At 41.4% G+C, this 14,081-nt stretch carries 11 protein-coding genes; 3 read left to right on the forward strand and 8 right to left on the reverse strand.

Annotated features, from left to right (window positions below; translation table 11 throughout):
* Window position 1: 1 nt before the first annotated feature.
* From ACOQO5_RS04300 to clpB, 3 genes are all read right to left on the reverse strand, one after another.
* On the reverse strand, window positions 2-892 hold the full coding sequence (locus ACOQO5_RS04300; protein WP_420580452.1) for an MBL fold metallo-hydrolase: 891 nt from the start codon (window positions 890-892) through the stop codon (window positions 2-4).
* Window positions 893-1,136: 244 nt separating this feature from the next.
* Window positions 1,137-1,499, reverse strand: coding sequence for a response regulator transcription factor (locus tag ACOQO5_RS04305; RefSeq protein ID WP_420580453.1), 363 nt, complete (start codon window positions 1,497-1,499; stop codon window positions 1,137-1,139).
* 295 nt (window positions 1,500-1,794) lie between these two features.
* Entirely contained in the window at window positions 1,795-4,410 is a 2,616-nt protein-coding gene (clpB, locus tag ACOQO5_RS04310; RefSeq protein ID WP_420580454.1) for an ATP-dependent chaperone ClpB, read from the reverse strand.
* 166 nt (window positions 4,411-4,576) lie between these two features.
* Between clpB and ACOQO5_RS04315 the strand changes: the two genes are divergently transcribed.
* The 3 genes from ACOQO5_RS04315 (at window position 4,577) to ACOQO5_RS04325 (ending at window position 9,921) form a co-directional block, all read left to right on the forward strand.
* The gene (locus ACOQO5_RS04315) at window positions 4,577-6,184 is read left to right on the forward strand and encodes a LuxR C-terminal-related transcriptional regulator (RefSeq protein WP_420580455.1); all 1,608 of its coding nucleotides are present in this window, start codon (window positions 4,577-4,579) and stop codon (window positions 6,182-6,184) included.
* Window positions 6,185-6,278: 94 nt separating this feature from the next.
* Window positions 6,279-8,702: a BspA family leucine-rich repeat surface protein gene (locus tag ACOQO5_RS04320; protein ID WP_420580456.1), complete on the forward strand. Its 2,424-nt coding sequence runs from the start codon at window positions 6,279-6,281 to the stop codon at window positions 8,700-8,702.
* A gap of 103 nt (window positions 8,703-8,805) precedes the next feature.
* Window positions 8,806-9,921 (forward strand): TRAP transporter substrate-binding protein, encoded by a 1,116-nt coding sequence (locus ACOQO5_RS04325; RefSeq protein ID WP_420580457.1) that lies wholly within the window; start codon window positions 8,806-8,808, stop codon window positions 9,919-9,921.
* On the opposite strand, the gene ACOQO5_RS04330 is transcribed toward ACOQO5_RS04325, so the two are convergent.
* The 5 genes from ACOQO5_RS04330 to ACOQO5_RS04350 all read right to left on the reverse strand — a co-directional run bounded on the left by ACOQO5_RS04330 (window position 9,918) and on the right by ACOQO5_RS04350 (window position 14,070).
* Window positions 9,918-10,361: a GNAT family N-acetyltransferase gene (locus ACOQO5_RS04330; protein ID WP_420580458.1), complete on the reverse strand. Its 444-nt coding sequence runs from the start codon at window positions 10,359-10,361 to the stop codon at window positions 9,918-9,920. The two genes, ACOQO5_RS04325 and ACOQO5_RS04330, sit on opposite strands and share 4 nt — an antisense overlap.
* Window positions 10,321-11,571 (reverse strand): MFS transporter, encoded by a 1,251-nt coding sequence (locus ACOQO5_RS04335; protein ID WP_420580459.1) that lies wholly within the window; start codon window positions 11,569-11,571, stop codon window positions 10,321-10,323. Before ACOQO5_RS04335 ends, ACOQO5_RS04330 begins: the two co-directional genes overlap by 41 nt.
* Before the next feature lie 122 nt (window positions 11,572-11,693).
* On the reverse strand, window positions 11,694-12,107 hold the full coding sequence (locus ACOQO5_RS04340; RefSeq protein WP_420580460.1) for a MaoC family dehydratase: 414 nt from the start codon (window positions 12,105-12,107) through the stop codon (window positions 11,694-11,696).
* The gene (locus ACOQO5_RS04345; RefSeq protein WP_420580461.1) at window positions 12,108-12,560 is read right to left on the reverse strand and encodes a hypothetical protein; all 453 of its coding nucleotides are present in this window, start codon (window positions 12,558-12,560) and stop codon (window positions 12,108-12,110) included.
* Between the two features lie 334 nt (window positions 12,561-12,894).
* Window positions 12,895-14,070: an acetyl-CoA C-acyltransferase gene (locus tag ACOQO5_RS04350; protein ID WP_420580462.1), complete on the reverse strand. Its 1,176-nt coding sequence runs from the start codon at window positions 14,068-14,070 to the stop codon at window positions 12,895-12,897.
* Window positions 14,071-14,081: the final 11 nt, after the last annotated feature.

Below are 14,081 nucleotides of genomic sequence, written 5' to 3' on the forward strand. Positions count from 1 at the left end.
TTTAACTTTCTTTTTTAGTCCAATATCTTACTAACCCTGCAACACTCATCCAAGAAGGGTTCGCCGCCTCATACAATTCAATAGTGGGTTCGTCCAAACCAGCCATTCTCAGCTGTTGAGCGGTATACTCCATAAACAACGGCACCATTTCTTCATTGGTCAATTCTGCTTGCATCTGTTTTTGGATCCATGCTGCCCAATCGTCAAGTATGTTTTCTAGTGCTGTCAAGTGATTGCCTATATCTGTTATTTGATTGTAGTGTGTAAGATATAGGGCCGATGGATTGGCTTGTCGCAAAATATTTATGGAGGCTTTCCAATCTTCCAGATTGATATCTGGAGGAGGACAAGGAGGAACCACAGGGCCGTCATCAATTTTTACACCAGCCACGTCGCCAGTAAAAATTACATCTTCTACTTGCCATGCAATATGATGCTTAGCATGTCCTGGAGTGTGTAGACTCTTGATCTGCACATCTCCAACTTCAAAAACTTCTTGATCCTCAACCTGGATAAGTTGACTAGCCGGAATTTGCTTCATTTGACCCCAAAGTGTGTCCATCTGATCTCCGTAAATTCTAGTGGCAGATTCCATCAGGCGAGAAGGGTCTTCCATATTTTTTGCTCCGAACGGATGCAAGTAGATATTTGCGCCAGTTTCTGCCAATGCCCAAGCAGCTCCGGCATGATCCAAATGAATATGTGTCAAAAAAACATGTGTTATTTCTTCCATTCGATAGCCTAAATCTTCTACTCCTTTTTTGAGTTTCGGATAGGTAGAATGAGGACCAGTCTCAATTAGGATGGGGCCCTCACTTGTTGGCAACAAGTAAGCGGCAATGGCGTGATCCAAATTTTTGAAATGAAGGTCTATAATTTTGATTTCAGGCATGTGTATGAAGTTTGAATAAAGATAGGAGATTTATACAAACCACTATTCACATAAGCTTTAAATAAAAAATCCCGGGGAACCACCCCCGGGACAAAACTCAAAACATAACCAATCAACTAATCTCAACCGAGCGGTTGAGCACCGATAAGACCGACAGTCTTATCGATCGTTAATCAATCTAAACTCATGTATCTACTTTCAATCTCTGTGCCAAAAAGTATTAATGAATGTTAAAATGGGCATTTCACCTAGAAGAAACCATCATTTCCTGTTTTACCATTTGAGCTAACTCAAAAAATTTGGCTGGTTTTTTGATCACATCATCTACATGATCGGTGGTGTAAGCCATTTCTCCATCTGATGTATGAAGAATTATATGGATATGGTTGAAAGACTCCTTTACTTTTTTTGCAGTCTGTGCCCCATTCATATTCTGCATGTGATAATCTAGAATAATTGTATCTACCCAATTATTGTATAAAAAATCCATCACCTGATTACCATCACTACATTCTCCAACTATTTCTATGTCTCCACAAGCTGGCAACAATTTTTTCAATGTTTGCCTAATAAGAAAGCTATCATCAACTATTAATACCTTTTTCATATTCTCTTCCATTTAAGTAGGTTTAGATCACTCGATCTTTAATGAAAGAATACTTGCCACGACCGTGCCGAAATCTCAGTTTTTGGTGAAAATGGGTATTTCACCTAGACAAGAGATGACACAAAAAAGAGGCTGTCTCAAATGCCCCTATAAACTGTCAGGCTGAGCGGAACGCCGCCCGAGCCCTCGAAGCCTTGCTACTAAACTTGAGCAGACATTTCGAGAGCCTCAATGTGACAGCTATATGTGATTTTAGGCTTTTGAGACAACCTCTTCAAATAGAAATTTGACCTTTCTATTCGTCTATCTTCACTTCATCGAGGTTGATAAACTCAATCTCGTTTTGGTCGTTGAGAGTCATGCCAATCACAGATTCATTACTGATTTTTCCAGCTAATATCTGTTTGGACAAATCATTGAGAATCAACTTCTGCATGACACGCTTCAGCGGTCTGGCTCCAAATTGCGGATCAAAGCCTAGTTCACCCAGACGATCCAAGACTTGGTTTGAGCCTTCTAGTTTCATGCCATTCTCTTGCAATCGCTTCTGAATTAGCTTGAACTGAATTCCTACAATCTTGCGAATGTTCTTCTTGGTCAACGGTCGGAACATGATGGTCTCATCTACACGGTTCAAAAACTCCGGTCTCACTGACTGCTTCATGAGTTCAAATACTTCGCGCTTCGTTTTCTCAATGACTTCGCCCTCATTGTCTGCATTCAATCCAGCAAAATTTTCCTGAATCAAATGAGAACCAATGTTGGTCGTCATGATGATTATGGTGTTCTTGAAATTCGCCAAGCGACCCTTATTATCCGTCAACCTACCATCATCCAGCACTTGCAACAAAATATTGAACGCATCTGGGTGTGCCTTTTCGATCTCATCCAATAGTACAACTGAATACGGCTTCCTTCTCACGGCTTCTGTCAACTGACCCCCTTCGTCATAGCCGACATATCCCGGAGGGGCACCTATAAGTCTGCTCACTGCATGTCGTTCCTGGTATTCAGACATATCGATTCTCACCATGGCGTTTTCATCGTTGAAAAGATAATCAGCCAGGGCTTTCGCTAATTCCGTCTTACCTACGCCAGTGGTACCCAAGAAAATGAAGGAACCAATCGGACGATTCGGGTCTTGAAGACCTGCTCTACTTCTTCGTACCGCATCGGAAATACTCTCAATTGCTTCGGCTTGGCCAGCTACACGTTTACCCAGTTCATCTTCGAGATGCAATAATTTCTCTCGGTCACTCTGTAGCATTTTCTGTACAGGTATGCCCGTCCATTTGGCCACTACTTCCGCTATATCTTCAGAACCAACTTCTTCCTTGAGCAAAGAACTCTCTCCTTGCATAGCTTCCAGTTGCATTTTGAACTCTTCAAGTTTTTTTTCCGCTTCCTGGATTTTGCCGTAGCGAAACTCTGCAACTTTACCAAAGTCTCCTTCACGTTCAGCTTTGTCCGCTTCTGCTTTATACTTGTCTATATTTTCTTTTTCAGTTTGAATCCCAGTAATAACCGCTTTTTCATTTTCCCACTTGGCTTTCAATTCGTCTCTCCTTTCAGACAAATCTGAGATTTCTTTAGACAATAATTTTTCACGATTCTTATTCTTCTCTCTTCGAATGGCTTCGCGCTCTATTTCCAACTGCATGATTTTTCGCTGCAATTCGTCGAGCTCCTCAGGCAAAGAATCTATTTCAATTCTCAACTTCGAAGCGGCCTCATCCATCAAATCAATCGCCTTATCTGGCAACTGTCGGTCTGAAATATATCGGCTGGACAATTCTACTGCCGCTATGACTGCATCATCTTTCACTCGTACGCCGTGGTGCACTTCATACTTTTCCTTTATACCACGGAGAATGGAGATGGCATCAATTTCTGATGGCTCATCTACCAATACAGTCTGGAACCTACGCTCTAATGCCTTATCCTTCTCAATGTATTTTTGATATTCTTTCAGCGTAGTGGCACCAATGGCGTGCAATTCTCCACGAGCCAATGCTGGTTTCAAAAGGTTAGCCGCATCCATGGCACCTTCACCTCCACCAGCTCCAATCAACGTGTGGATCTCATCGATGAAGAGAATAATCTCACCAGCAGAATCTGTTACTTCTTTGATCACTGCTTTCAGACGCTCCTCAAATTCTCCTTTGTACTTGGCACCAGCCACGAGCATACCCATGTCTAATGAGTACAATACCTTGCTCTTCAAATTTTCAGGTACATCGCCATCTACAATTCGCTGAGCCATGCCTTCGATGATGGCCGTTTTACCCACTCCAGGTTCACCGATTAGCATCGGGTTGTTTTTTGTTCTACGAGACAAAATCTGCAATACTCTACGTATCTCTTCGTCTCGACCAATCACCGGATCAATCTTGCCATCTTTGGCCAGCTGATTCAGATTTTTGGAGTATCGCTCCAAAGACTGGTAGTTCGATTCTGCGTTTTGACTATTCACTTTGTTTCCTCCTCTTAGTTCTTCGATGGCGGTTTCCAAATCTTTTTGATTGAAACCAGATTCTTTCAATAGGCTTGCTGTTTTGTCTTTACCGGTCAAAATACCCAAGATCAAATGTTCGACAGCTACAAACTCATCGCCCTGTTTTTTTGCGATGGATTCAGCTTTAGTCAAAGCTGCTGCTGAGTCATTCGATAAGTAGGGCTGCTGGCCTGTGACTTTTGCGTAAGTAGCCACCTGACTTTCAATCTTCTCTACGAGTTGCTCTTTGTTGATACCTAATTTCTTGGTAACAAAACCGATGACGTTCTCATCAGATTCCAGAATACTCTGGAATATATGCGCCGGCTCTATGGCCTGTTGGCCATTGGCCAAAACCAACTCTCCGGCTTTGTTGATGACCTCTTGTGATTTTACTGTATATATATTGAAATTCATTCTGTTATTATATTTAATTTAGGTCTGCTTCTGCAATTCAAGAAGCATCTGATCGATCTCCGACAAAGCTTGTTCCAATTCTAGTTTTTGATATAAATCGGTCACAATGTCTTGAAACACAAAGGAATAGATAAATATTCGGTCAATATGGCCGATCGTTGAAAGTATGAAAAAATGGATTGTTGCTGTCGTGGTTTGTCTGAGCATTTGCAAAGGCTTATTGGCTCAAAGCCCGAATGAAATATATGACCAGCTGATTGATCACTATGAATATGACTCTGCCAAACTTCTAGTACAGCAATGGATCGAAGCGGAGCCTAATCAGTATGAGTGGTATTCTCTATTGGGCGATGTTCTGCTTTATCAGTATAAATACGACAGCTCCGTCGAGGTATTAAAAACGGCATTGAGTTTGGCACCTGATACTGCGCAGGTATTCAAGGGCAAGCAATACCTACTCATGGCTTATGCCTATCATGACCGGGGAAATTATCAATATTCGCTAGCGCTTACAAAAAAGTCCCAACGACTTTTGCCTGAATCTTCAAGCAGTTTGTACCGGGATATGCTGAGTCATCTGGCCTTGGAGTATAACAAACTCGGACAACGAGACAGCGGAGTGTATTATCTGAAAAAGCTCGTAGAAAAAGAAATCGTTCTCAACGACTCCGCCAACATCGCATCTACACTAAACGGACTCGGGCTCGCCAATGCCAAGATGAAAAATTATGATAAAGCGCAGGCCTACTATCGGCAGAGCCTGAAGTTTATGTCCAACCCAAAAAATAAAACGAAAGGCGCCGTATTGAATAATATAGCCATGAGCTACTTGGAAACCAACCAGCTCGACAGTATTGAATATTTCTTGAATCAATCAATTGCCATCCACGGCTTCTACTACGACTCAGTAAACGTGGCCAAACGTATATTTAACTTAGGCCAATATTATGTCAAGGCCAAGGCACTTGATCGTGCTGACAGTTGTTTTGATCTGGCGGAAGAAATATTGCGAAAGAAAAAGGCACTTGGCCTCCTTGCTCATATCCAACTCGGACGCGCCGACATCAACATGGATCAGGGCCACTTTGACTTGGCGATATCATCGCTCACTCGGATTTTGGAGGCATCCAGAAAAAGGGAGCATTTTGACTTGGCGCTATCAGCTCTTTCTAAACTTACTGCCTTATACAAAGGCATCGGAAATTATGAAAAAGCCTATGACTACCTCGAAGAACAGCAGGCACTGGAGCGAATAGCCAAAAAAGAAAGCACACTCTACAAAACCCAAGAACTTGAACTAGCCAATAGTATCGAGCAGAAAAAACGAGAATTGAAATTGCAAGAAACCAACTATCAGCTGGAGCTTAAAAATGAACGCCGTCTCTATGTTTTTCTAGGATTGGTGCTCTTCATGGCGCTGGTAGCGGTAGTCGTGTTTGGACGAATGGCTCGGCAAAAAAACAAAATGAAGCAGCAGCTACTCACCGAAGAAATAGACAACCTCCGCCATAGAATTAGTCGGATCATATCGGATGTAACTCTGGAAGCGATTGAAGTGGATATGAACAAAGTTGGGCAGATGACGCTCAACAAACTCACCGAACGGGAAATAGATATTCTGCAATTGGCCGTGACCAACAAATCAAATGCGGAGATCGCAGACGAAATTCACCTCAGTGTAAATACGGTAAAGTATCACCTGAAAAATATTTACAACAAGCTGGGCGTAAGCTCCAAATTAGAGGCCAGAGAGGCACTCTCTCATACAAATTAGTATTAATGTAGGCAGAACTACCCAGGGTGGGTTGGAAAACTTTTGTAATTGAAAGGCAGATTTGAAGCATTAATTCGCCAATTACAAATTCGCCATGAAACTAAATTCATTTAATGCCTGGAAGACCTTTGCAGTCCTTATTCTAATCGCACCATCTCTTGCCTTTGCCGAAGTACGGCCCTTCATCACTAGCTGGACAGCGTCTAGTGACAATGCCCAAATCAGTATTCCTGTTTACGGTACCAATATTACTATCGATTGGGGAGACGAAAATGTTGAGACCATCACAAACGCCAACGGTAGTGCCTATCATACCTATGCCACTGCAGGTTCGTATTCAGTAGAAATTACCGGCGGATTGTCGTATATCAGGTTCCCCAACGGTTATCAAAGTAAAATAGAAAGTATAGACCAGTGGGGTGACATTAGCTGGACAACCATGGAAGAGGCATTCAAAAGCTGTTTCTACCTTAAAGTGCTTGCCGCGGATGCACCTGATCTGAGCGGAGTCACCTCTATGGAGAGCATGTTTGAAGATGCTTTCAATTTCAATGAAGACATCAGTCATTGGGATGTTAGCACAATTGAGAATATGGTGTTTTTATTCAATGGTGCTTCGAATTTCAATCAGCCCCTGAATGATTGGGATGTATCCAATGTAATCAGTATGGGTGGTATGTTTAGGGAGTGTGGCTATAACCAACCTCTTGACGAATGGGATGTGTCTAGCGTAACAAGCATGAGTTCCATGTTTTACCAGGCAGATTTTAATCAGCCCATAAATAACTGGAATGTATCCAATGTGATCAGTATGTCCAATATGTTTAAAAATGCCAGGTATAACCAGCCCCTCAACGATTGGGATGTAGCTAAGGTGGTAAGCATGAGCTATATGTTTTGCGAAGCAAGGTCTTTCAACCAGCCTTTAGACCAATGGAACGTTTCATCCGTATCAGATATGAGCTTTATGTTTGAAGATGCGCTTGATTTCGATCAATCTATAAATGCATGGGATGTATCCAAAGTGACCGACATGTACGGCATGTTCAAAGGCGCAGAGTCTTTTGATCAACCGCTCAATGATTGGAATGTTTCGAAGGTAACTAGCATGAAGCAAATGTTTTCTGCCGCCACCGCGTTCGATCAACCACTTGATAAATGGGACGTTTCGGCGGTCACCAATATGAGCGACATGTTTAGAGGAGCGACAGCTTTCAACCAAAACATAAATGGTTGGGGGGTTTCTGCCGTAACTGATATGAGCTTCATGTTTTACCTGGCTTCAGCTTTTGATCAGCCGCTCAACGACTGGACAGTGTCCAATGTCACAGATATGATGAGCATGTTCGGCTATAGTTCATTCGACCAACCGCTTGATAAATGGAACGTGTCGAAAGTCACCAATATGGGCTCACCCAATGGTTATGCCAATCGTGGGATGTTTGCCGAAACACCATTCAACCAAGACATTAGTGCCTGGGATGTGTCGTCCGTACGTTTTATGGAAGGTATGTTTTACGGTGCAGAAAATTTTAATCAGGACATCTCAGGTTGGGATGTTTCTGAGGTTATAGATTTTAATGATTTCCTTTCTGGGGCTTCTTCGTTTGACAGAATCAATTACGACAAGTTATTGGATGCTTGGAGCTTGTTGACTTTAAAACCTAATATAGTTTTTGATGCAGGTTTAACCAATTATTGTGACGCCTCTACAGCACGTAGCACAATAATCGGAAATTTCAACTGGACCATTAATGATGACGGAGAAGATTGTACACCATTAAAATCTAGTCCAGCCCTATCGATTGACCCTCTAGAAAAATTGACTTACGGTGACCCCGCTTTCAACTTGAAATGGCAATCTCAAAGCGATGGAAACATCACCAGTTCATCCTTAAATACAAGTGTCATTAGTATCAATTCAGAACATCAAGCCACAATCAAAGGCAGTGGTCAAACAACTATTACCATAAACCAAGCTGAATCTGCAACACATTTGGCTGAACAAAAACAGGTTATTGTAACGGTGAACAAAGCTCAATTAAAAGTGATGGCCGTTGACCAATCGATCAAATTATCAGAAGAATTCCCGACACTTACTATAGCGTACGAAGGATTTGTAAATGGCGATTCGGAGGAGGACATCGTGCCTCCTTCGATATCGACAGATGCTGAAGATTCTGATGAAGAAGGAGAATTTCAAATTATCCTATCAGGAGGAGAAGCAAAGAATTATGAATTGAGTTTAGAACATGGTACACTGACTATTTCATTTGTGTTGAACCGTTCATCGTCTAGTGTAGCCAAGCCGGTATTATACCCTAACCCTGCTCATGATAGTTTTACCCTATCAGGAATTCAGCATTTGAAATCAGTATCGATCTTTGATCATACAGGTCAATTAGTGAAGCAAATCACAGATTCAAGAATTCAAATAACTCATTTGAAAGTAGGCATATACCAAGTAGTGGTAAACACCGACCAAAATAGATATGTCTACCGAGTAGTCAAAAAATAATTCACACAACCAGTTGAAGGATAGAATTGCCTATGTAATTCTATCCATTTTTATTTCCATTCTAAGTTTTGATTATCTTGGCTGATCTAAGAAACATAAATCTATGGCCGAATCATCTCGTAGAAAATTTATTAAAACCGGAAGTATCGTAGCTGCCGCTGGTGCCACAGGATTAATGACTTCTTGCGAAAAAAAGGAGTCTAAATCAGAATCGGTAAATGTCAATTTCAACAAAACTTACCAATGGAAAATGGTGACTACCTGGCCGCCAAATTTTCCGGTACTGGGAGAAGGCTGCATGCTACTGGCCAAATGGGTAGAAGAAATGAGTGGTGGCCGATTGAAAATTGAAGTGTATGGAGGCGGCGAGTTGATTCCTTCGCTCGAATGTTTTGATGCCGTGAGCCATGGCGCGGTAGAAATGGCCAATGGATCCGGGTACTACTGGGCCGGGAAAATTCCCGCTGCACAGTTTTTCTCTTCCGTTCCTTTTGGCATGAACGCCCAGCAAATGAATGCCTGGATTATCAATGGTGGAGCCAACAGATTGTGGGATGAAATTTACGAACCTTTCAACCTGATCCCCTTACCTGGAGGCAATACAGGTGTGCAAGCTGGTGGCTGGTACAACAAAGAAATCAACACCATCGAAGACTATCGCGGATTGAAAATGCGAATGCCAGGATTGGGTAGCAAAATCATAAACAAAGCGGGTGGCACTGCGGTGCTCGTAGCAGGAGCAGAACTGTTCACTAACCTGGAAAGAGGCGTGATCGACGCCACAGAATGGATTGGCCCATATCACGATTACCTGATGGGATTTCATCGGGTCGCCAAGCACTACTATTATCCGGGATGGCATGAGCCAGGTACGGTTTTAGAAATGATCATGAACAAAGACAAATTCAACGAACTACCCAAAGACCTTCAGGAAATCGTACGAGCCGCCATCTACAGACTGAACCAATGGATGCTACTTGAGTTTGAACAAAAAAATGCTGTCTACCTGCAAAAAATGAAAGATGAGAATGTAGACATTAGGCCTTTTTCTAGAGCAGTACTTGATCCATTAAAGCAGATAGCCGAAGAAGTAGTATTGGAGGTAGTAGAATCAGATGCACAGAGTAAGAAAATCTACGAGCACTATCTCAACTTCAGAAAACAGCTCTCCGACTGGTCTGATATCAGTGAAGGGTATTACTATAAAAACGTACTTTAGTTTTTGAGCAGTAGTTCCATATCCACATGTGGAATTCCATCTTCCAGATAGACATCTGAAATTTTTTGAAAGCCAAAAGAAGCATAAAAGCCCTTCAGGTAATCTTGGGCCTGTAATTCAGCCTTTTTGATGGCTCTATTATTATTGATGGCTTCCAGAGCAGCATACATCAACTTTCTACTCGAGCCGTTGCCACGAAAATCATATGCTGTGACCACCCGACCAAGTTTTGCCTTCTCTCCGTTCAATGTTTGAACTCTTAGATAAGCTTTGATCGTATCATTAGTTTTAATGAAGAAGTGATCACTTACCTGATCATTATCATCGAGTTCGGGATAAGCGCAATCCTGTTCCACTACGAAGACATCAACTCTCAACTTGAGAATTTGATACAACTCATCAAGTGACAGCTGATGAAATTTTTTTATTTGAATTTCCATAAGATTCGGCATTGAGCCTGTATTTCAAATATAAGCAAAGTCCCAAGCCTACGGCAGTAGCTACAAAAGTCATGTTCCAAGTAAATCCATAACCGTAGTTTTCTATCAACTGCATCCCGATATTGGGGCCTATGATATGAGCTGCCGAAAACGCAATGGGAAACAACGCCATATATTCTCCAGCTTTTCCTTTTTGAGATCGCTCCATAGCGAAAGAATTGGCAAATGGAAATATGAGCATTTCACCCAGTGTGATGAAAAACATACTTATCACCAATATACCTACCCAACCAGAAAGATTAAATACTAAAAAGCCTAAGCCGAGAATCAATGTACCCACCAACAAAACGGTAGCTTTTGACACTCGACTATTCTCTAACCAATTGATCAGAGGCATTTCAAACAAAAATATGAGCATGCCATTCATTCCAAGTAATAAACCAATTTGCCCTTCTGTTAGAAGATGAACTGTTTTGTAATAAACAGGAACGGTAGCAAACATTTGGAGAAACACGATAGCTGTCAAAAACACAATGGCGAGAAAAACCAAATAAGGTAAATCAGCATACGCCGACTGGCTTTTTTGGCCATTCGCTTTTTCATCGGTTATTGGCATACCATCCTTTTCGTTCAAAAGCATGTACAATAGAATGGAAGCCACCAAACAGGTAATCCCATCAATCCAAAACAAAGAACCATAAGTCAAAGTGGCAATGATGAGACCACCCATGGCTGGACCAAACGAGAAACCGAAGTTAATCGCCAGTCGGATGAGCGTCACTGATCTGGTGTTGTTTTCTGGTTTGCTATATGCTCTGATGGAAACATACATGGCAGGCCGAAACATATCTGCTACCAACATCAACACAAAAACACCTCCAACTAAAAACCAAAAGTCATTCAGATATTGCACAATGATGAAGACCACTCCTGCTCCAATCAAGCTAGCCAACATCACTTTGTAATAACCAAAAAGATCCGTGAGTTTACCTCCAAGCCATGCACCTAAAATAGATCCTACACCAAATGCAGTCATAACCCAACCTACTTGTGAAAGAGAATATCCCAAACTGGCCGTAAGGTATAGAGACAAAAAAGGCACCACCATGGTGCCCGCTCTATTGATTAATGTGATTAAGGCAAGCAGCCATATTTCTCGAGAAAGCCCGTGGTAGGACTGGATGTACGCGTTGAATTGTCGTCTAATCATCGTGTTGGTTTTGTAATGAGTGAGTTCGATACTGGGTATCGACAGTTTGGTTACGACCAAAATCAAGATAAGGATGCCTCCTATCTATGAAATAAAATACTGACTACAATCGACTGTACTAATTATGGGAGTTGCTCCAGGTTTTTAACTTCGGCCTGACCATCAAGTACAATTCTGTTTCTTCCTGTTTCGGTTTCAAAATATTGTGTACTTATCAACGCAATATGCTTTCCCTCTCGAATTTCTGTTATTTCGAATTTGGCGATATATCGCTTATCCGGATAGATGGCCCTTTTAAAATCTAATTTTTGGCTCAAGTAAAAAGTGCCCGGTCCAGGAAATTCCATGCCAAGGACTTTCGAAATGACAGCTGAAGTAAAAATGCCATGTACTATTGGTGATTTAAAATTGGTAGAAGCAGCAAAGTTAGCATCAATATGAAGCGGATTTTTATCTCCAGACAATTCAGCAAAAGCATTCACTTGTTCTTGGGTAATTGTAAACTCCGTTTCGTAAGTATCTCCGACTTTTAGCATTTATTGAACTTTAACATGGACAGCATCATAAGTATCATCCTTTTTTCCGTCTCCATCCCAATCCATTATGGCTTTATAAGTAATAAGGTTGTCTACAATTTTAAAATGGTACCTAAAGACTTCATCATCAATTGTGACAACCAAAGAATCATTTTGAATCTGCCATTTACCTCTTTCTTCTTTTGTTATTTCCTCATTCAAATTGGAGAACTGTGATATATAAGTACCATCCTCCAAAAACTCCGTCATGACTGGTTTATTTCTAAGTACTCTTTTCCAATCACCCTCCTTAGCCTGAAAAATTGAATCTTCTTTGCCAAGCTCTTTCATCGTTACTAAAAGAGACACATTTGACCATTTTCCAATTAGTTTGCTTTCACGTAAAGTTCTTTTCTTCGTTGTATTACATGAGGTGATTCCAACGAAAAGTATAAATATCAGTGCGTATTTCATTCGATAAAAATAGGTATTATTTGGTTTTGACAAATTGAGAATATAAAAAAAGCAGATGATCGCCCGTGATCATCTGCTAGTCATTTGTTGGATTAGTATGCTAAGTAGTCTAATAAAAAAGTCCACTTGGATTATAAAAATAGCTATAAACCAAATAAGTTGGAAATATTGATTAGGCTAATTTAGCCATTCAGAAGTTTCGTTGGATAATAACTCATTTGAAAAATATAATTCTAATTTTATAGAATTTGATAAAATAAAAAGGCCTTGTCCCTATAACTATCCGGATCAAGGCCTTTCACGCAATCAGCGTTTTCTCATAATAAAAGTTTGATTACTTCAGGAATTCATAGATGCCTGCTACACCTTGGCCACCACCTACACAAGCGGTCACCATTCCGTACTTTTGTTTTCTTCTTCTCATTTCGTTGATCAACTGAACGGACAGCTTCGCTCCTGAGCATCCTAGCGGATGACCCAGTGCAATGGCTCCTCCATTCGGATTGATTTTCTCTGGGTCCAAACCTGCCTCTTTGATCACAGCCAAAGACTGAGTAGCAAAAGCTTCATTCAATTCGAACTGGTCAATGTCATTCAATTTCAACCCTGCTTGTTTCAATGCTTTTGGAATAGCTGCTACCGGACCAATACCCATAATTCTTGGGTCTACGCCTGCAGCGGTGTAAGTTACCATTCTAGCTACCGGCTCCAATTTCAACTCTTTCACCATAGCTTCAGACATCACCATCACAAAAGCAGCTCCGTCTGAAGTTTGTGATGAGTTACCTGCAGTAACCACGCCTCCCATTTTGAAAGCCGGTTTCAATCTGGCCAAACCATCCATTGATGTTCCAGCTCTAGGCCCTTCGTCTGTATCCACAACGTATTCACGCTCGGCTTTTCTGCCCGCTTCATTTACATAAGTTTCTTTGACTGTGATCGGAACGATCTCGTCTTTGAACTTTCCATCTTTCAAAGCAGCCAATGCTTTGTCATGAGATTTCACAGAAAACTCATCTGCCTCTTCTCTAGAAATTTTGTAGTCGACTGCTATTTCTTCTGCAGTGAGTCCCATTCCCAAATAATATTCTGGCGTCTTTTCAGCGATTTTCCAGTTCAATGCTGTTTTGTATCCTAGCATTGGAACCAACGACATACTCTCTGTTCCTCCGGCGATAATACAATTCGCCATTCCTGCTTTGATTCTTGCTGCAGCGATTGCAATAGTTTCCAAGCCAGATCCACAATATCTATTGACCGTAACGCCAGGTACTTCGATGGGCAATGAAAGAAGTGAAATCATTCTTCCCATTTGCATGCCTTGCTCTGCTTCGGGAATAGCATTCCCAACGATCAGGTCATCTATTCTTTTTGGGTCTAACGCTGGTACATCAGCTACCAAATGCTTAATTACATCAGCTGCCAAATCATCCGGACGGGTGAATCTAAAGCCACCTCTTTTTGATTTACCAATTGCTGTTCTATATCCGTTTACTATATATGCTTCCATTTCAATAAGGT

The organism is Reichenbachiella sp. (genome assembly GCF_965223055.1).
Taxonomy (GTDB): Bacteria; Bacteroidota; Bacteroidia; order Cytophagales; family Cyclobacteriaceae; genus Reichenbachiella.

What these genes read in the sequence shown, in the direction of transcription:
- ACOQO5_RS04300 (WP_420580452.1), bottom strand. Translation starts at nt 892, where the DNA reads ATGCCTGAAATCAAAATTATAGACCTTCATTTCAAAAATTTGGATCAC.
- ACOQO5_RS04305 (WP_420580453.1), bottom strand. Translation starts at nt 1,499, where the DNA reads ATGAAAAAGGTATTAATAGTTGATGATAGCTTTCTTATTAGGCAAACA.
- clpB (WP_420580454.1), bottom strand. Translation starts at nt 4,410, where the DNA reads ATGAATTTCAATATATATACAGTAAAATCACAAGAGGTCATCAACAAA.
- ACOQO5_RS04315 (WP_420580455.1), top strand. Translation starts at nt 4,577, where the DNA reads ATGAAAAAATGGATTGTTGCTGTCGTGGTTTGTCTGAGCATTTGCAAA.
- ACOQO5_RS04320 (WP_420580456.1), top strand. Translation starts at nt 6,279, where the DNA reads ATGAAACTAAATTCATTTAATGCCTGGAAGACCTTTGCAGTCCTTATT.
- ACOQO5_RS04325 (WP_420580457.1), top strand. Translation starts at nt 8,806, where the DNA reads ATGGCCGAATCATCTCGTAGAAAATTTATTAAAACCGGAAGTATCGTA.
- ACOQO5_RS04330 (WP_420580458.1), bottom strand. Translation starts at nt 10,361, where the DNA reads ATGGAAATTCAAATAAAAAAATTTCATCAGCTGTCACTTGATGAGTTG.
- ACOQO5_RS04335 (WP_420580459.1), bottom strand. Translation starts at nt 11,571, where the DNA reads ATGATTAGACGACAATTCAACGCGTACATCCAGTCCTACCACGGGCTT.
- ACOQO5_RS04340 (WP_420580460.1), bottom strand. Translation starts at nt 12,107, where the DNA reads ATGCTAAAAGTCGGAGATACTTACGAAACGGAGTTTACAATTACCCAA.
- ACOQO5_RS04345 (WP_420580461.1), bottom strand. Translation starts at nt 12,560, where the DNA reads ATGAAATACGCACTGATATTTATACTTTTCGTTGGAATCACCTCATGT.
- ACOQO5_RS04350 (WP_420580462.1), bottom strand. Translation starts at nt 14,070, where the DNA reads ATGGAAGCATATATAGTAAACGGATATAGAACAGCAATTGGTAAATCA.